This window comes from Marinobacter iranensis, from assembly GCF_029207565.1.
Lineage (GTDB): Bacteria > Pseudomonadota > Gammaproteobacteria > Pseudomonadales > Oleiphilaceae > Marinobacter > Marinobacter iranensis.
This window is the reverse complement of record NZ_JANCMW010000004.1, coordinates 35169-52342: the sequence shown is the minus strand read 5'-3', so window position 1 is coordinate 52342 and position 17174 is coordinate 35169. Positions and strand designations below refer to the sequence as shown.

The 17174-nt window shown below is 58.3% G+C and carries 17 protein-coding genes; 6 read left to right on the top strand and 11 right to left on the bottom strand.

What is annotated here, in order from left to right; translation table 11 throughout:
• Nucleotides 1-2 precede the first annotated feature (2 nt).
• Genes NLU14_RS08255 through NLU14_RS08245 form a run of 3 tightly spaced genes read left to right on the top strand, consistent with a single transcriptional unit; the run spans nucleotide 3 to nucleotide 3737 of the window.
• Complete coding sequence (locus tag NLU14_RS08255) at nucleotides 3-1100, top strand: ABC transporter ATP-binding protein (RefSeq protein WP_275705752.1); 1098 nt, start codon at nucleotides 3-5, stop codon at nucleotides 1098-1100.
• Complete coding sequence (locus NLU14_RS08250) at nucleotides 1093-2103, top strand: ABC transporter ATP-binding protein (RefSeq protein ID WP_275705751.1); 1011 nt, start codon at nucleotides 1093-1095, stop codon at nucleotides 2101-2103. Before NLU14_RS08255 ends, NLU14_RS08250 begins: the two co-directional genes overlap by 8 nt.
• A complete protein-coding gene (locus tag NLU14_RS08245) occupies nucleotides 2100-3737 on the top strand; it encodes a dihydroxyacetone kinase subunit DhaK (RefSeq protein ID WP_275705750.1) in 1638 nt (545 codons plus the stop codon). The genes NLU14_RS08250 and NLU14_RS08245 overlap by 4 nt, the downstream gene beginning before the upstream one ends.
• Here the strand turns inward: NLU14_RS08245 and NLU14_RS08240 are convergent.
• From NLU14_RS08240 to NLU14_RS08225, 4 genes are all read right to left on the bottom strand, one after another.
• Entirely contained in the window at nucleotides 3734-4585 is an 852-nt protein-coding gene (locus NLU14_RS08240) for an MOSC domain-containing protein (RefSeq protein ID WP_275705749.1), read from the bottom strand. The genes NLU14_RS08245 and NLU14_RS08240 overlap by 4 nt on opposite strands.
• Before the next feature lie 95 nt (nucleotides 4586-4680).
• Nucleotides 4681-6864 carry an OsmC domain/YcaO domain-containing protein gene (locus NLU14_RS08235; RefSeq protein ID WP_275705748.1) on the bottom strand — a complete coding sequence of 728 codons (2184 nt, stop codon included), beginning with the start codon at nucleotides 6862-6864 and terminating at the stop codon, nucleotides 4681-4683.
• Nucleotides 6865-6992: 128 nt separating this feature from the next.
• Nucleotides 6993-7865 carry a DMT family transporter gene (locus NLU14_RS08230; RefSeq protein ID WP_275705747.1) on the bottom strand — a complete coding sequence of 291 codons (873 nt, stop codon included), beginning with the start codon at nucleotides 7863-7865 and terminating at the stop codon, nucleotides 6993-6995.
• Between the two features lie 4 nt (nucleotides 7866-7869).
• Nucleotides 7870-9336, bottom strand: coding sequence for a patatin-like phospholipase family protein (locus NLU14_RS08225; RefSeq protein ID WP_275705746.1), 1467 nt, complete (start codon nucleotides 9334-9336; stop codon nucleotides 7870-7872).
• Between the two features lie 40 nt (nucleotides 9337-9376).
• Between NLU14_RS08225 and NLU14_RS08220 the strand changes: the two genes are divergently transcribed.
• Nucleotides 9377-10168, top strand: a complete 792-nt coding sequence (locus NLU14_RS08220; RefSeq protein ID WP_275705995.1) for an enoyl-CoA hydratase — start codon at nucleotides 9377-9379, stop codon at nucleotides 10166-10168.
• 11 nt (nucleotides 10169-10179) lie between these two features.
• Here NLU14_RS08220 and NLU14_RS08215 read toward each other — a convergent pair whose 3' ends face one another.
• From NLU14_RS08215 to NLU14_RS08205, 3 genes are read right to left on the bottom strand one after another with little or no spacing between them, the layout of a single operon-like run.
• Nucleotides 10180-10719, bottom strand: coding sequence for a DUF192 domain-containing protein (locus NLU14_RS08215; protein ID WP_275705745.1), 540 nt, complete (start codon nucleotides 10717-10719; stop codon nucleotides 10180-10182).
• A complete protein-coding gene (locus tag NLU14_RS08210) occupies nucleotides 10683-11444 on the bottom strand; it encodes an ABC transporter permease (protein WP_275705743.1) in 762 nt (253 codons plus the stop codon). Before NLU14_RS08210 ends, NLU14_RS08215 begins: the two co-directional genes overlap by 37 nt.
• Nucleotides 11445-11471: 27 nt before the next feature.
• Nucleotides 11472-12392, bottom strand: a complete 921-nt coding sequence (locus NLU14_RS08205; protein WP_275705741.1) for an ABC transporter ATP-binding protein — start codon at nucleotides 12390-12392, stop codon at nucleotides 11472-11474.
• Nucleotides 12393-12514: 122 nt separating this feature from the next.
• Between NLU14_RS08205 and NLU14_RS08200 the strand changes: the two genes are divergently transcribed.
• Complete coding sequence (locus NLU14_RS08200; RefSeq protein ID WP_275705740.1) at nucleotides 12515-12997, top strand: hypothetical protein; 483 nt, start codon at nucleotides 12515-12517, stop codon at nucleotides 12995-12997.
• 69 nt (nucleotides 12998-13066) lie between these two features.
• Nucleotides 13067-13384 (top strand): hypothetical protein, encoded by a 318-nt coding sequence (locus NLU14_RS08195; RefSeq protein WP_275705738.1) that lies wholly within the window; start codon nucleotides 13067-13069, stop codon nucleotides 13382-13384.
• Nucleotides 13385-13412: 28 nt separating this feature from the next.
• Here the strand turns inward: NLU14_RS08195 and NLU14_RS08190 are convergent, their stop codons facing one another.
• The 4 genes from NLU14_RS08190 to NLU14_RS08175 form a co-directional block, all read right to left on the bottom strand.
• Nucleotides 13413-13889: a hypothetical protein gene (locus tag NLU14_RS08190; RefSeq protein WP_275705737.1), complete on the bottom strand. Its 477-nt coding sequence runs from the start codon at nucleotides 13887-13889 to the stop codon at nucleotides 13413-13415.
• Nucleotides 13890-14016: 127 nt separating this feature from the next.
• Nucleotides 14017-15483, bottom strand: coding sequence for a PhnE/PtxC family ABC transporter permease (locus NLU14_RS08185; RefSeq protein ID WP_275705736.1), 1467 nt, complete (start codon nucleotides 15481-15483; stop codon nucleotides 14017-14019).
• Between the two features lie 17 nt (nucleotides 15484-15500).
• Nucleotides 15501-16151 (bottom strand): phosphonate ABC transporter ATP-binding protein, encoded by a 651-nt coding sequence (locus NLU14_RS08180; RefSeq protein ID WP_275705734.1) that lies wholly within the window; start codon nucleotides 16149-16151, stop codon nucleotides 15501-15503.
• On the bottom strand, nucleotides 16151-17026 hold the full coding sequence (locus NLU14_RS08175) for a putative selenate ABC transporter substrate-binding protein (RefSeq protein WP_476738648.1): 876 nt from the start codon (nucleotides 17024-17026) through the stop codon (nucleotides 16151-16153). Before NLU14_RS08175 ends, NLU14_RS08180 begins: the two co-directional genes overlap by 1 nt.
• Nucleotides 17027-17174 lie beyond the last annotated feature (148 nt).

Here is a 17174-nt window from a genome sequence, read left to right as displayed (position 1 = left end):
CCATGGCACAGATCAGAATTGAAAACGTGCGCAAGGAGTTCGGGGCTTTTACGGCGGTCGAATCCTCCAGTTTTACCATCGAGGACGGCGAATTCTTCATGCTCCTGGGGCCCTCAGGTTGCGGTAAAACCACCACTCTCCGAATGATGGCGGGGCTTGAACTGCCCACCAGCGGTGAGATTTACATCGACGGTGAAGAAGTTGGCCAGAAGCCCGCCAGCCAGAGGGATATCGCTTTCGTGTTCCAGATGTTCGCTCTTTACCCCCATATGAATGTAGGCAAGAACATCAGCTACCCGCTGATAAGCCAGGGCATGTCCCGGGCCGAGGCCCGTAAAAAGGTGGTTGAGGTGGCCCGCATTCTGGGCATTGAAAACATCCTTAACCGGCCGGTCGGCGGCCTGTCTGGCGGCGACCGACAACGGGTTGCGCTGGGGCGGGCCATTGTGCGGGAACCCAAGGCCTTTTTCATGGATGAACCACTGGGGGCACTGGATGCGGAGTTCCGCGAACACATGTCGGAAGAATTGCGGGCGCTGCATGACCGGATGGGGTCCACCACGGTTTACGTTACCCACGACCAGTTGGAAGCCATGCAGATGGGCGACAAGATCGTGGTGATGGATCAGGGTGTTGTCGAGCAATTCGGCGTACCCCAGCAAATCTACGACTGGCCGGCCACCAAATTTGTGGCCCAGTTTATTGGATCGCCGCCGATGAACTTTCTCGAGTTCCACGGCATGGTCGGCAACGGTATGGACAAAGTGACTCTCGACGGCACCGAGCTTGAGGTTCCAAAGCTTCTGGAAGGCACCCAGGGCGAACTGACCTTCGGCATTCGCCCGGAACACATCCGCCTGGACAGCACCGCCCCCTACAAGGGCCGGATTGTGGCCACCGAGTACCTTGGCACCACCCAGATCGTCAGCCTGGATACACCCAACGGACCGGTCAAGGCCAGGATTGAAAGCCACGAGAGAGCAAGGGTCGGGGAGTTGACCGGCCTTAAATTTGATGCCCGTACCGTGACACTGTTCGACGCGGCGTCTGGCCGGGCGCTGCTGTCTGAAGCCAATCAGGGGGTGCTCCAACATGGCTGAAGTAACATTGACCGGGGTGTCGAAATCCTTTGGTTCAGACACAGCGCTGGACAATCTGACCATGACCGTGCCCGATGGCTCGTTTGTGGTCTTACTGGGCCCGACGGGTGCCGGTAAAACCACCACCTTGCGCATGGTGTCCGGGCTTGACCGGCCGGATTCAGGACGAGTCTTCATTGGTGGCCTGGATGTCACCGCCCTGACACCGGCCCAGCGCAATGTGGCGATGGTGTTCCAGCAATATTCCCTGTACCCGCACCTGACGGTTCGGGAGAACCTGGAATTCCCGCTCAAATCCCCCCAGCTCAAGACGCCGCAAGTTCAGATTGACCGTAAGGTCAACGAAGTCGCCGGCATCCTACAGATTGGCCATAAACTCAACAACAGGGCCACGGAGCTTTCCGGTGGGGAAATGCAGCGTGTATCGATTGGCCGCGCCCTGGTACGCAATCCGGCGGTCTTCCTGATGGACGAACCCCTGAGTTCCCTTGATGCCAAATTGCGAGCCGACCTGCGGATTGAGATAAAGAACATACAGGCCAGGGCAGGCGCCACTTTCCTGTACGTGACCCATGACCAGATTGAAGCCATGACCATGGCCACCCATGTTGGCGTTCTGGATCATGGCCGGCTGGTCCAGTTTGGCACGCCCCGTGAAATCTACGAAAACCCGGTCAGCATTTACGCCGCCAGCCGCCTGGGGCAGCCCCGCATCAACCTGATTCCCGCGAACTTGTTCCCTGGTGCTCCTGAGAATGCCACCGAGATTGGTCTGCGACCGGAGCAGATCAAACAGGGCGAGGGCGAAAGCAGCCTCGTCCAGCGGGTGGAACGCCTGGGGGACCAGACCCGCCTGCATCTGGCTTTCAAGGACCACAAACTGATTACTGTCACCGACGCCCACACCGAGCTGAAGCCCGGGGATATTGTTCCGATCCGCCCGCAGAATCCCTTTTATTTTGACGCCAATGGCGCTCGCATTCCTCCGAGGACCACAACATGAGTCAATTCATCAACCGCAAAGAAGACACGGTCACCGAAGCCATCGACGGCCTTGTCAGGGCGTCCGGTGGCCAGTTGGCCCGCCTGGACGGCTATCCGCACATTCGGGTGGTAGTGCGGGCCGACTGGGACAAATCCAGGGTCGCGCTGATTTCCGGCGGCGGCTCCGGACACGAACCCGCCCATGCCGGATTTGTCGGCCAGGGTATGCTGACGGCTGCGGTTTGCGGCGATGTGTTCGCCTCGCCTTCAGTGGATGCCGTTCTGGCCGGCATTCTGGCGGTGACCGGGCCTGCCGGGTGCCTGCTGATCGTCAAGAACTACACCGGCGACCGCCTGAATTTCGGGCTGGCCGCCGAACGCGCTCGCGCCTTTGGCCATAAGGTCACCATGGTGGTAGTGGATGACGACATCGCGCTGCCTGATCTGCCCCAGGCACGAGGGATTGCAGGTACTCTCTTTGTCCACAAGATCGTCGGCGCGCTGGCCGAGCGGGGTGCAGACCTGCAGGTACTTACCCGAACCGCCGAAAGGGTGATCGGAAACATCCACAGCATCGGTATGTCGCTGGATACCTGCACAGTTCCCGGGTCCCCCAAGGAACACCGCATTCCCGCCGGAATGGCAGAGCTGGGGCTGGGTATTCATGGTGAAGCTGGTGTCGAGCAGGTTCCTTACGATGGTGCAAAAAACGCCATTGCCGCCGTCGCGGGGAAACTTGCAACGACTATGGGCAAGCAGCCCCACGTGGCGCTGCTGAACAATCTGGGCGGCGCCTCAACCCTCGAGATGTCTGTTCTAGCCAATGAACTGTTGTCCTCTTCCATTGCAAAACAACTGAAACTCATTGTTGGGCCTGCTCCGATGATGACGTCGCTGGATATGCGGGGGTTCTCGGTTTCTGTCTACCCTGTGAATGAGGAAGATGAAGCCCTTCTTGTAGCCCCCTGCAGCCCCAGCGCCTGGCCTGGCTGCAAAGCGGTAAGACCGGTTGCAGTCAAAGAGCTGCCCGATGGCTTGATGCCGATTCAGCCCATTCCCTCCTGGCACGACCAGACAGCGAATTTTCTTACCCGATGGTGCCAGGTGCTGATTAACTCCGAGGCGGACCTGAACGCCCTGGATGCCAAATCCGGCGATGGCGATACCGGGTCAACCCTGGCAGGCGCCGCCCGGGCCCTTCTAAGCGCCCTGGAGAGAATGCCCCTGGCGGACCACACCCAGCTTTACCGGGCTATCGGGCAAGAACTCAGCCAGACCATGGGCGGCTCGTCTGGCGTCCTGCTTGCCATTTTCTTCACCGCCGCCGGTGACGCAGCTTCCAGCGGGCAACCCAGGGTTGCGGCATTGAAAGAAGGGCTTAACCGGATGCAAATGATTGGCGGTGCCCAGTTGGGAGACAGGACCATGGTGGATGCACTCAAACCCGCCCTGGACTCGCTTGATAACGGTTATGCGGCCGCCGCGGAGGCAGCACGCAAAGGCGCCGTTCATACGTCAACCATTGTTAAGGCCAAAGTGGGGCGGGCGTCCTACATCAATGCCGAGCAGCTTCAGGGTCATATTGACCCGGGAGCCGAAGCCGTGGCGCGTTTGTTTGAGAGCCTTGCCGCCCACAGGCCAGAGATCGTCTAAATCAGACGAACTTCATCACCAGTATTGATCACCCCGGCGTTCAGAATACTGCCATAAATACCAAGGTTCTGATCCGCCTGGCGCACAATGCTGCGCAGCAGGCTGGTATCTGCAGCCAGTCCGCTCTGCTTTCTGGTGACAGCGCCGCAGCGTGGGGCCGGGTCACTGCAGTCGAAGACCAGCTCACCGATTTGAAGGGTTTTTCCGACCCAGGCCTGTTCCGCCAACCCTTCTATTCCTGGCAGGGTATCGATCATCAGGTTGGGCCGAAAACGTTCAATATGCCAGTCAGACTGGGGATGCACCTGCCTCATGTGGTCAAGGCTGGCGGTGGTCAGAACATGAAAGGTCGAGGCCAGGAAAAACGTACCCTGCAGGGAGACAAATTCCTGCACGGATTCTGGCAGGTTATCCAGATCCGGTAGTGGCTCACCCTCCTCACGTTCGAACGTCGCTTTCAGTTCATCCAGCCATGTGTGACTGTCCCGTTTGTAGCGGCGATAGAAGTCTGCCTCCGCCTTTGGCTGCAAGGTTCGCAATTGGCTGTCGTGGCCAACCAGGACGGACACTTTCATGCTTGCCTCGGGGTCATCACACCGAAACAGCTTGCCATCGGGAAACTGGATCTCAATATACCGGCTTTGGCCATTTCCACGAGTGTGGGCACGACACTGCAGTAGCTGCGGGCGAAATTTACAGCTCTGTATTTCCTGACGTCTTACGTCCTGCACCGCCCAGATACGGTCGCCTTTCAGCCCTTCATGATCAAAGTCACAGCGCTCCAGGCGTTCGCCGGCCATCCCTTTTACAGGGTAACGCCAGACTGATTCAACCGTGCCAACTTTCATGCCGTTTTCCTTTAAAGACGTTTATAGCCAAGTTAGGTCTCGGAGACCCACCTGTCCATAGGTCTTGGTAACGCCTGGTTCGGGGGCGGTAGCCGTTATAAACCCGCGTTGGCAGCCCGCGCCGCGTGCAATTTCTTATAGCTGTCAACCAACCGCTGATGCTTATCCAGGCCTTCCAGTTTCATGCTGGTGGGCGTCAGGCCATGGAAGCGTACTTCGCCGCTGACCGAGCCAACCACGGCGGCCATGGTGTCTTCGCCAAACATACGCTGCAGGTTGGGCAGGTAATCGGGCAGTTCCAGTTCGTCACTCAGGGTGATTTCCAGAACGGTGTTAATGGCGCGGTAGAACAGGTTGCGTTCCACGGTGTTGTCGTTGAACTGCAGGAACATGTCGACAAATTCCTGGGCTTCTTCGTGCCATTGCAGGGCCAGGCAGATCAGCAGTTTGAGTTCCAGAATGGTGAGCTGGCCCCAGACCGTGTTCTCGTCGAACTCGATGCCAATCAGGCTGATGATGGTCATGTAGTTGTCGAGCTGGCTGGCTTCCAGGCGCTCGGCCAGATCGGCCAGCTGATCATTGCTGAGGGTATGGAGGTTGAGGATATCTTCGCGATAGTCCAGCGCCATGTTGGTGTTGTCCCACACCAGATCTTCTACCGGATAGACCTCGGAATAGCCGGGGACCAGGATGCGGCATACCGGTGCGCCCAGGTCTTCATGGGTAGTCACGTACACTTCTTTACCAAGGTCTTCCAGAATGCCGAACAGGGTGCGGGCCTCTTCTTCGTTGGTGCCGGAGAAGTTCCACTCGCAGAACGCCAGATCGGATTTGGCGCTGAAGAACCGCCAGGACACCACGCCCGTGGAATCGATAAAGTGCTCGACAAAGTTGTTGGGCTCCGTCACCGCCTGGGTGCTAAAGGTGGGCGCCGGTACGTCGTTGAGGTTTTCAAAGCTGCGGCCCTGCAGCAGTTCGGTCAGGCTGCGTTCCAGCGCCACCTCGAAACTCGGATGCGCGCCGAAAGAGGCGAACACGCCGCCGTTTCGCGGGTTCATCAGCGTCACGCACATAACCGGGAATCGACCGCCCAGGGAGGCGTCTTTCACCAGAATCGGGAAACCCTGTGCTTCCAGAGCATTGATGCCCTCAACAATGTGCGGGTATTTATCCAGCACATTCTGGGGCACGTCCGGCAGCGCCATTTCCTCTTCAATGATCTGCTTCTTGACCGCGCGCTCGAAGATTTCAGACAGGCACTGTACCTGGGCTTCTGGCAGGGTGTTGCCCGCGCTCATGCCGTTGCTGAGGAACAGGTTCTCGATCAGGTTGGAAGGGAAATACACCGTTTCGCCGTCGGACTGGCGAACGAACGGTAGCGACACGATGCCCCGGTCGGTTTTGCCGGAATTGGTGTCAATCAGGTTGGACCCGCAGAGCTCACCTTCCGGGTTGTAGATGGCCAGACAGTGATCGTCGAGGATGCCGTCGGGCAGCTCGTCGTCAGGTCCCGGCTTGAACCATTTTTCGTTGGGGTAGTGGACGAACTCGCTGTTGGCGATGTCTTCGCCGAAGAACTGGTCGTTGTAGAAGAAGTTGCAGCTCAGTCGCTCGATGAATTCACCCAGGGCCGAGCACAGTGCGCTTTCCTTGGTGGCGCCCTTGCCGTTGGTGAAACACATGGGGGAGGCAGCGTCGCGGATGTGCAGGGACCATACGTGGGGCACGATATTCCGCCAGGAGGCGATTTCGATCTTCATGCCCAAGTCCGCCAGTATGCCACTCATGTTGGCAATGGTCTGTTCCAGCGGCAGATCCTTGCCCTCTATGTAGGTGCTGGTATCACCTTCCGGCGCCATCAGCAGGGCCTGGGCGTCTTCGTCGAGGTTTTCGACGGTTTCGATCTGGAATTCGGGGCCGGTTTGCACCACTTTTTTCACGGTGCAGCGGTCGATTGAGCGCAGGATGCCCTGGCGGTCCTTGTCGGAAATATCTTCCGGCAGTTCCACCTCAATTCTGAAAATCTGGTTGTAGCGGTTCTCCGGGTCGACAATGTTGTTTTGCGACAGGCGGATGTTTTCCGTGGGAATGTCCCGCGCCTTGCAGTACACCCGTACAAAGTAAGCCGCACAGAGCGCCGACGAGGCCAGGAAATAGTCGAACGGGCTGGGTGCCGAGCCATCGCCCTTGTAGCGAATGGGCTGGTCGGTGACGACGGTGAAATCATCAAACTTGGCTTCAAGCCTGAGGTTTTCGAGAAAATTAACTTTGATTTCCATGAACAGGGTACCGCGTTTGCAGAATTGAGCGGGCTATGAAAAGCCGGCTGCCATTATCCAGTTTTTGCCGCCTCAAGTCTTGGGTGGCTTACAAATCGGGCGGGATTGTCCGTACATCAACGGATGCGTCAGGCCGCTCGGGTTTGCCGATAGCGTTTTACCTCAACCCAGCCGTGAACCAACAATGCAGAGAAGACAATCGCTCCCCCGATCAGGCTGAGCGTTGTGGGCACCTCTCCCAGAAACAGCCACACCAGAAACGAGCCCAGCACAGTCTCCAGTAGCAGCATCAGGCTGACTTCCGCCGCCGGAATATAGCGTGGGCCAATCTGGATGAGGACGCAGGCTATCGGAAGGAAAAACAGGCACAGCAGAGCGATGAAGAAGCCGTCCCGTGGCGAGAGCCATACCGCGCCACCGGCCAGGGCGGCCACGCCGGCGACGGCCAGCGAGCCGAACATCAGCACAACACTCATGTCACTGTCGGGTTTCGAGCGTGCCATGTTGAGGTTCAGGGCCAGGGCCGTTGCTGCAACACCGGCCATGATCAGCCCCAGCGGGTCGCCGCGGCCCCATTCCCCCATGGCCATCAGGGTGGCGCCCGCCACGCACACGAGGATGACAATCCAGGTTCGCCAGGGCAGGGCTTCCTTCCAGACCAGCCAGGCGATGAGCGCGGCGATGACCGGTGACGTATTGAGGATCACCAGCACATTACCGGCGGCGGTGTTCTTCATGCCCATCACGAAGCCGAGCTGACTGAACCCGAATGCAACGGCGCAAAACGCCCCTTTCCAGCCGCAGCGCCTGATTTCCGGGCCCAGGCGGGAACGGTATCTCAGCGAGCCTATCACCAGGAAGCTGGCGGCCAGCAGCAAACCACGCCAGAACAGGAAGACCACGGGGTTCACCGAGGTAATCTTGATAAGCAGTGCGTCTGGAACGATAAACAGCACGCCCAGGGCGGCAATGGTCAGGCCTTTTATCCGCGTTGTCTGCAAGGAGCTACTCCGGGGCGTTGTCGTTGGCGGCGCAGGCCTGCTGAAGCCGCGCGATGCAGTTGGTAAAGGTACGGCTGATTCGGGTCTGGTCCCGGATCATGGCCAGTCGCGGCCAGGTGGCCTGCTCACCCAGGCGGATGAACATTTCCAGCTCCTCCTGGCCGGGGTTGGTGAGTAATTTGCGATACAACAACGGCCGGAACGGGAATTGTATGTTGATATCCCCCAGGTAGGTCTGTGTGGCCATGGCATGGGCCTGTTCCAGCAATGGCCGCAGGATGGTTGACGACCAGCTGTTACGGGTCAGGTTCAGGGTGGTGGCTACCTGGGCGTGCATCAGCGAAGTGGCGGCCTGTTTTGCCGATGCGGCGGGGCCGCGTTGGTGGTGATAGCTGATAAACGGCAACACATGGGGGTTGGCCTGGCTGACAATGGTGCGGTTGACGTTGTGCAGCCGCGCCATGCGCATCAATGGCAGGTCCCCGTGCACACTGCCGTCGATCCAGCGCTCGGTGGGCATATAGGGCTTCGAGCCAGCTTTGCCTTTGGCGCCGTCCCGGGCCTGGAGTGTGACTGGTGGGTAGATCCCCGGCACCGCACAGGAGGCCAGGATGGCAGAGTCCACCAGTACTTCGGGCGACGCCAGGTTGTTCAGTAGCCTGGGTTTCTGGCGGGTCCTGGTGGGCGATACTGAAATATTGAGGGTACGCCCGCTATGTTCTGCTGCCTCACGGAAACTGATGCTGCCGATATTGCTATGGATGTGATGGAGAAGCTGGGATTGGTCCATGGCGTGGCGCTTACGCCAGATTCGGCCGGGTTCGAGCCAGCGAAAAGCGTCCAGGTGGACCTCGCCGGGCTCATAGAAGAAGCGTTCCAGCTCTGGATTGCTCCGGGTGCAGATGGCGCCTGCCACAATGGCACCCATGCTGGAGCCGGCGATCACGTCCGGAAGCAGCCCCTGCTGCCAGAGGGCACGGGTAACGCCAATGTGATAGATCCCGAAAGCGGCGCCACCGCTGAGCATCAGAGCGGGGCGGCCATAAACCCTCTCTGCGTCCTGAAACAGCCGCAGTTTCTGCTGGTTGGTCACACCCGGCATGCGGTTGTCGCAGATGAAGTACATCGAGCGTTCCACTTCATCAAGGAATTCAGACACCAGATACTTGGTGCCGGTCCAGGCGATGGCGTAGAGGTCCGGGTTGGCGATCTCACCCAGGTGGCGGTAGAGGCTTTCCTGAAGAACGCGGGTGAGGCCACGGGTATCGCCGTTTTCACGGCAGCGCACCATGGCGTCGATATGCTCGCGAATCAGCGCTTCATGCAGCAGTTCACAGCCTTCCTCTTCCCGCCAGGCGAGCATGCCTTCCAGTTCGTCCAGGTGCGTGGCGATGGCCAGCCACTGTTCGTAGGAAGTGGCTTCGGCGAGTTGCTGTTTCAGTTTACGGCGTTGTTTCTTTGCATCTCTCATGGGATAAAGGATACAACAGGAAAACGGAACAGGGGGTATGATGACCGAGCAAACCGAAGCGTTGGTAAAAAAATACACTGAAAATGGAATCACCACGCTCACGCTGAACCAGCCGGAACGCCGCAACAGCCTGTCCATGGCTATGCTGACGGCACTGTCCGAAGAGCTCGAATCGGTCTCGGGTGATGTGAGCACCCGGGTGGTGGTCATTGCATCGGCCGGGCAGGTGTTCTGCGCCGGGCATGACCTGCGGGAGATCCGCGACCAGCTGGACAGCCACGAATTCCAGCTAAAGCTGTTCAACCTGTGCAGTAAGGTGATGCAGCAGATTGTAAACCTGCCGAAACCGGTGATTGCCCGCGTGGCTGGTGTCGCTACGGCCGCAGGGTGCCAACTGGTGGCCAGTTGCGACCTGGCGGTTGCAGCCGATACCGCGCGTTTTGCCACGCCGGGGGTGAATATTGGGCTGTTCTGTTCCACGCCCATGGTGGCGCTGTCCCGGAATGTGTCCCGCAAGCACGCCATGGAAATGCTGCTGACGGGTGAGATGGTCAACGCGCTGAAAGCAGAGCAGATCGGGCTGGTGAACCGGGTGGTGGATGAGCAGGTGCTGGATGAAACCGTGTATCGTCTGGCTGCCACCATTGCGGGCAAGTCCGGGCGTACCCTCCAGATCGGTAAAGAGGCGTTTTACCAGCAACTGGAAATGGGGCTGGCCGAAGCCTATGGTTTTACCTCGGAAGTGATGGCGAAGAACCTGCAGGCGGTGGACGCCCAGGAGGGCATCTGTGCCTTCATGGACAAACGCAAACCGGAATGGAAAGACGAGTAGGGAGGACTTGACTAACGGCAGTCAGTCGCTTCCAGCGAAAGCCGATCTCCCACGCCAATGCCCTGGCTTTCGAAATAGCCCAGGTTCATCTCAAGTGCCTGGCGAAAAGGGACGCCCGCCTGATAGGTGGGGCAGTCCCGGCCCTGGTCTGACGGGCAGGGAACCATATGGCGAATCGCACCGATGATGCCGTCGCGATCCAGGTAGGCGATGTCCAGCGGAATCAGTGTGCGGTACATCCAGAAGCCGTGATCCGCCCGGCGCTGGTCATTGTAGACAAACAGCATTCCTGAGTGCGGAGCCAGCCTTACCCTGTCCATCAGCCCCCGGCTCCTCTCTGCCGAAGTCCTGGCAATTTCGACGGTGATGGGAACCGCCTGCTCCCCGGATATCAGGCAGGCCTGCTTCACTGGCAACGACTCGTTATCGGGAAGCGCGGCCAGGCACCCGGAGAACAGCAGGGCCATCACAGGCAAAAACGCCCTGAGGCTGCGCCCCGGTATCCGATGCTGCATCAGGAACGCAGCCGGTAGCCGGTTTTGAAGATCCACCACACGGCCACCATGCAGGCGGTGAGGAACAGCAGGGTCATGCCCACGCTGATGCCCACATGCACATCCGACACGCCGTAGAACGCCCAGCGGAAGCCACTGATCAGGTACACCACGGGGTTGAACAGGCTGATGGTCTGCCAGATTTCCGGCAGCATTTCGATCGAGTAGAAGGTACCCCCGAGGAACACCAATGGGGTCACAATCATCAGTGGTACGATCTGCAGCTTTTCAAAGCCGTCCGCCCAGATGCCGATGATAAATCCGAACAGGCTGAAGGTGATGGAGGTGAGCACCAGGAAGGCGAACATCCAGAAGGGGTGTAACACGTCGTAGTCCACAAACAGCCTGGCGGTAATCAGTATGATGACGCCCAGGATCACCGACTTGGTGGCGGCGGCACCGACATAGCCGAGGACGACCTCCATGTAGGAGACGGGCGCGGACAACAACTCGTAAATTGTGCCGGAGAACTTGGGCATGTAGATGCCAAAGGAGGCGTTGGAAATGCTCTGCATCAGCAGTGACAACATCACCAGGCCCGGAATGATATAGGCCCCGTAGCTGATGTTGTCGATATCGCCCATACGGCTGCCAATGGCGGAGCCAAACACCACGAAGTACAGCGACGTGGAAATAACCGGCGAGGCCACGCTCTGCATCAGGGTGCGGCGCATGCGGGCCATTTCAAAGTTGTAGATTGCTCGGACACCGTAAAGGTTCATTGCGTTACTCCCGCATACCGGTTGGTTTTATTCATGCACCAGGCCAACAAAAATCTCTTCCAGGGAACTTTCCCTGGTCTGAAGATCCCGGTATTCGATGCCCAGGTCGCCCAGGGTTCGCAGCAGCCGTGCCACGCCTGCCTGTTCCTGTTGGGAGTCGAAGGTGTAGACCAGCTCGTAACCATCATCCGACAACTCCAGGGGCTCCAGGATGAGTTCTCCCGGTATTTTTTCCAGTGGGTTCTGCAGGTGCAGGCGAAGTTCCTTCTTGCCCAGTTTGCTCATCAGCCGGGATTTGTCCTCGACCAGGATGATCTCGCCGTGGCGGATAACCCCGATGCGGTCGGCCATTTCCTCCGCTTCCTCGATGTAGTGGGTGGTGAGGATGATGGTGACACCGTTTTCCCGCAGCTTGCGCACCATTTCCCACATGTCCCGGCGCAACTCGACGTCCACACCGGCCGTGGGCTCGTCCAGGAACAGGATGCGAGGTTCGTGGGACAGTGCCTTGGCAATCATCACACGGCGTTTCATGCCCCCCGACAGGGACATGATGCGGTTGTTGCGTTTGTCCCACAGCGACAGGTCTTTCAGCACTTTTTCGATGTGGTCCGGCGCGGGTGGTTTGCCGAACAGGCCCCGGCTGAACGAGACGGCGTCCCAGACGGTCTCGAAGGCGTCGGTATTGAGCTCCTGGGGAACCAGGCCGATGCTTTCGCGGGCCTTGCGGTAATCCTTGACGATGTCGTAGCCGGCCGCTTTCACTTCGCCTTCCGATAGGTTCACAATGCCACAGATGATGCTGATCAACGTGGTCTTGCCGGCGCCGTTCGGCCCCAGCAGGGCGAAGATCTCGCCAGGCTTGATGTCGAGGTTGATGTCGTTGAGGGCCCTGAAACCATCCGCGTAGACTTTGTTGAGGTGCTTGACGGAGATATCCGGTTGCACTGGCTTGTCCTGTTGGTGGTGGATCAAAGCGCGGTATTTTCTCATGACCGGTGATGATTTAGAAAGCTTTGCCTTGTCAGCGATTATCCCCATAATGCCCGCTTAACCGTGGAGGGTTGGATGTGTTGAGAGCGCTTGTTGCTGTGTTGGCCATCATTGGTGTGATCGCGCTGGGTATATTCGGCCCGCGCTGGCTGATGTCTGAAGACCGCGCCCCGGCCGATCAGGGTGAGGTGCTATGCGACCTGCTCAATGATACGTGCAGTTGGGAACAACAGGGCAGGAACTGGCAGGCACAGCTGAAAAAAGAGGGCGTTCAGGGGCAGGGCACGGAGTATCACCTGACGATAAAGACAGACAGCAGCCAGCCCCGTTTGCTGGCTGTGTTGCGCGGTGAGTCCATGTACCTGGGCGAGTACCCGGTTCCCATGGCCAGGGCCGGGCTGGCGCCGGATGATGGAGGCCAGTTATGGGAGGCGCGGTTTACGGCGCCTTTCTGCACCACGGACCCCAAAATGACCTGGAGAGTTGACCTGCAGGCCGGCATGGACCAGGAAACCGCGATGCCTGTAAAACTGACCTTTATTGCCGAGGGCCGCGCCTGACGACAGGATGACAGTGTGTCAGGATTGTGTAAAATCACGGAATCACAACAATCGTCCAGGGAAGCGCATATGGATTATGGCGATAGCGTTCAGAAAGTCCTGCTGAGGAAAATCCAGAAGGCGGAACAGGACCTGCTTCAGCTCAAACTCGATTATTGCCGCTTCATCTTCGGGCTCAGCCATCGCACAAAGGTGACGAGTAAAGGAGCCAGCTACGTCGTGCGTTCCGTGGACGTAGAGAGCATGGAGCGCCAGGAGGATGGCAGCTTTTCCCGGCCCGCGATAACCGGTGCCCCGGCAGACAGTCCGGAAACCGTAGATGCCGAGTACCTGGGGACCGATTGGGCACTGGAAGACACCGCTACACGCCCCGCAGCCCGTAACTGAACGGGCTCAGTCCTTCTTACAATTTCGGTCAGATAAACGCGTTCGAGGTGACAGCCACGTAAAGGCTGTTCTCCTGCGGAACATACCGATGCCCGCTCCAGTGCTCCGCACCACTCACACCGTTCCTGAAACAGGCCAGCAGGGTGGCGTTACCCGTGAGCGTTGAAAGCGCCTGGACAGCCTCCGGTTGCCGGATGCCGGTTTTACGACTGGCCAACTGACTGACGAGGTTGATCAGTGCGCCGGAATGGCGCTGCGGCTTATCACACAGGGCGCAGGCCGCACCATATAACCAGGCAACCGCGTATTCCCTTACAGCCTGTGGAGCGGTCTCGATCTCCAGCCCCTGTTCCCGGCAGTCTCTCACCTGGAGGCTGATCAGAATATGCAACTGGGTGATCAGCCCGCACTTGTCTGAGCGCCCCTGTTGGGGTGGCTGGCGCTCGGAAACTGGACGTTTCTGGACAGGCTGCGGAGGTGACGCATTTCCAAGGCTGTTCATCATAAGCATTCCGCATTGCTCTGGTGTTTGTTACATCCGTTATCGGATTGTAACCAAGTGTATATCTGAGCACTAAGGGAACCCGGGCCAAACCGGGTGTGAATCTGCGGAACTGTGACGGGGTAGTCAGCTAGCAGGTAGGCATGGTCTGCAGGGCGAGCTTCCTGCGGATATAGCGGCCCAGGATATCAACACCGATATTCAGGGATGCGGTGATCAGAATCAGCACCATGGCACGGTCGAACTGGATGTTCTGGATGGCACTGTCGACGTAAAAGCCCAGTGTGTAGATACCCAGGATACCCAGGATGGCGGTTTCCCGCATGATGATTTCCCAGCGGTAAAACAGGAAAGCCAGAAATGAGCGGTATACCCTGGGGACGAGTTCATAGGTGTACCGGTCCAGGCCGGTTGGTGCGTCTGTTCTCAGGCGGATGGTACTGGATTGACGGCCGATAAGGTGGCCAATAATGCCGCCATTGTGCAGCGCCAATGCCACCACAGCGGGTAGCATTGAAGGCCCCCAGAGTTGTAGCAGGATGTAGGCCAGAATGTATTCCGGCGTTGAGCGCATGATCACAAGGAACACATGGCCGGAGGTGCGGCGCACCGGCCCGCCGAAATGGGTGGAGATCAACGGGAAGGCCAGCAGGGCAATGATGCCGGTCGCCACCAGGGCAACCTGGGTGAGGAGCACTGTGTTCCAGATGCCCGGCATGGCCTGATTGATGAGCATATCGCCTAGCCATGGGCCCATGCCCGACCAACCCTCTTCACCCCGTAAGGGCGATGGCACAATATCCTGGGTGAAGAAGCGGGCAACATTGCCCCAGACGATGGGCAGCCCTTCGCCGAGGAAAAACGGGGCGCCAACGAGATAAACGGGTAACAGTTTGGGCCTGACCCAGAGCGGCATGGTCGCGATCAGGACGTAGAAAAGAATCAGCATGGCGCCAGCGTCGGAGTAGTGGCCCTGGGAAAACGCCGATTCCAGATAAAACCCGAGGGTAGGTAGCCCGACAAAGCCCAGAATGGCGCTGGACCGAAGGCCGCACTCAAGCCGGTAAGCGGTGTAGGTTCGCATCTGGACCCAGCAATCCGGTATGCGGGTGTAGAGAAACGCGGCAATCACACCGGTGCGAGGGGGCAGCAACCGGCCCGGCTCGGGATCGGCTTCGTCGAGGATTTCTGAATAGACCTTGGCGAAGATGCCGGAGTAGGGAATGGCAATCGCCAACACGCCCGTCAGTGGATGGAACCCGAAAAACTGCAAAAAAATCAGCGCCCAGAACAACTCGTGTATGGCTCGCACAAAGGCACACATAATCCTTACGGGCAGCCAACGGTACACCAACGCCAAAAGAAACCCGCAAACGCTGCCCAGGGCGACCCCAACGAACGCAAAGGCCACCGTTCGGAGTAAAGCCGTCATCAGGCCTTCGCTGCTGAAGAAGTTGGGTGTTACCACACCGAGGAAGAAATTACCGAGATCCCGCCAGGGGTTGGAGGCGGTGATGGCAATATCGGTAAACAGCAGCGCTACCAACGCAATGGCGAGGAAAATTAGGCTGGTTCGGACCGTCGGGGACTGGAGCATGAAACGGGTCGGCTTCGCTAGTAAAGAGACATGATGTCTGAGGCCACCAATCGCTCGGCGGGCTCGTCAAGCGCTATCTGGCCATCCTGGATACCGACGATTCGGTTGCAGTAGGCGAGCGCCATGTCAACATCATGAAGCGCAAACACACTGGTTGAAAAGTGTTCTTTCAGCAACTGCATTACCTGATGCGCCATAGGCCCATCCAGGGCGGAAATAGGCTCATCGGCCAGTAGCAGTGGAGCATTGCGATACAGGGCCCGGGCAATTGCCACACGCTGCCGCTGTCCACCAGACAAGGACGCAGTGGGTATCCATAGCTTTTCCGGCATACCCAGTGCTTTCAGCAGTTCCCGCACGCCATCCCGGTCGCGGGAGAATGGCCGCACGAGGGTGACGGTGTTGTACCAGCTACGGTGCCTGTCCAGTTGCCCCATGAATACGTTATGGAACACCGGCAACGCGTTTACCAGGCCCAGCTCCTGGGGAACAAGGGAGGCGTCACGGTTAACCTGCTCGTGGATCAGGCGCATGAGGGTCGACTTTCCGGCTCCGCTTTTGCCAACCAGGGCAACTTTTTCCCCCTGCTGGACTCTGAGGGAGAGCGGACCAATGACCCGCTCCCCCCCAAACGACGCCGTTAGGCCTGACAGATCGAAACCAGTCATCAATCGAGGATTCCAATCTCTTCCGCAGTCTTGCTGATGGGCTCATAGTCGTCATTGGACGCAGGAATGAATCCAGAGCGCGGGAAGCTTTCAAGAAGCTCAGGGTCGTCCAGGTTCAGCAATGCTTCGGTGACGCGTTGCTTGAAGCCTTCACCGAACCGCTCATTCACATCGCCACGAATGGTCCACTGGTAGTCCGGGTAGGTTGGGGTCTTCCAGATCACCTGTACCGCGTCGGTATCGATGTTGCCGTTTTCCAGTTCCTTCTCCCATACCTGGAAGTTCAGGGCGCCAACCTCGTAGGTGCCCGCTTCAACCAGACGGAGTGTGCGTGTGTGGTTGCCACTGAAGCCCACCCGCGAAAAGAACTCTTCTGGCTGCTGGCCAAAGGTTTCGCGGATGTAGAATTCCGGCATCAGGCGCCCGGATGTAGAGCCTTTGGAGCCGAAGGTAAAGGTTTTGCCTTCCAGCTCATCCTCGAGGGCGGAGAGCTCGTCCGCTGGCTGAATACCAGTGCTGGTGTTGGCAATAAAGTAGGTCTCGAAAGCCTGGTCTTCCACGCCCTGGGCAATGGCTTCGGAACCGGGTACCAGGCGCCGGGCCTGAACGCCGGACAATCCACCAAACCAGGCCAGTTGAACCTGGTTATTGCGAAACGCGGAGACGGCGGCGGCATAGGATTTCACCGGTATGTAACGCACATCCACATCCAGTTCGCTGGACAGGTAATCGGCGACACCGCGAAAACGCTCAACCAGTTTGGTTTCGTCTTCATCCGGGATTGCAGTGAACACAAACGTTTCCGCCGAGGCAGACGCTGCGCCGAAACAAAAGAGGCTGGAAACCATTAACTTCCGTATGAGATTCAAGGCCATTTGAATTTCCTTGTGTGTAATTCAGATATGTTCGAAGCGACTCAGAATACCGTGATTTACCTCAACTCTGAACAGCTATACGATTTACTGAGCTAAACAGGTTATGGATATCCATCAAAAATGAAAATCTTTACGGACACCTGCGCCG

Coding starts and splice junctions, on each gene's coding strand:
- NLU14_RS08240 (WP_275705749.1), bottom strand. CDS start 4,585: ATGAAAGTTGGCACGGTTGAATCAGTCTGGCGTTACCCTGTAAAAGGG.
- NLU14_RS08250 (WP_275705751.1), top strand. CDS start 1,093: ATGGCTGAAGTAACATTGACCGGGGTGTCGAAATCCTTTGGTTCAGAC.
- NLU14_RS08225 (WP_275705746.1), bottom strand. CDS start 9,336: ATGAGAGATGCAAAGAAACAACGCCGTAAACTGAAACAGCAACTCGCC.
- NLU14_RS08195 (WP_275705738.1), top strand. CDS start 13,067: ATGGATTATGGCGATAGCGTTCAGAAAGTCCTGCTGAGGAAAATCCAG.
- NLU14_RS08185 (WP_275705736.1), bottom strand. CDS start 15,483: ATGCTCCAGTCCCCGACGGTCCGAACCAGCCTAATTTTCCTCGCCATT.
- NLU14_RS08210 (WP_275705743.1), bottom strand. CDS start 11,444: ATGAACCTTTACGGTGTCCGAGCAATCTACAACTTTGAAATGGCCCGC.
- NLU14_RS08190 (WP_275705737.1), bottom strand. CDS start 13,889: ATGATGAACAGCCTTGGAAATGCGTCACCTCCGCAGCCTGTCCAGAAA.
- NLU14_RS08175 (WP_476738648.1), bottom strand. CDS start 17,026: ATGGCCTTGAATCTCATACGGAAGTTAATGGTTTCCAGCCTCTTTTGT.
- NLU14_RS08235 (WP_275705748.1), bottom strand. CDS start 6,864: ATGGAAATCAAAGTTAATTTTCTCGAAAACCTCAGGCTTGAAGCCAAG.
- NLU14_RS08180 (WP_275705734.1), bottom strand. CDS start 16,151: ATGACTGGTTTCGATCTGTCAGGCCTAACGGCGTCGTTTGGGGGGGAG.
- NLU14_RS08245 (WP_275705750.1), top strand. CDS start 2,100: ATGAGTCAATTCATCAACCGCAAAGAAGACACGGTCACCGAAGCCATC.
- NLU14_RS08220 (WP_275705995.1), top strand. CDS start 9,377: ATGACCGAGCAAACCGAAGCGTTGGTAAAAAAATACACTGAAAATGGA.
- NLU14_RS08255 (WP_275705752.1), top strand. CDS start 3: ATGGCACAGATCAGAATTGAAAACGTGCGCAAGGAGTTCGGGGCTTTT.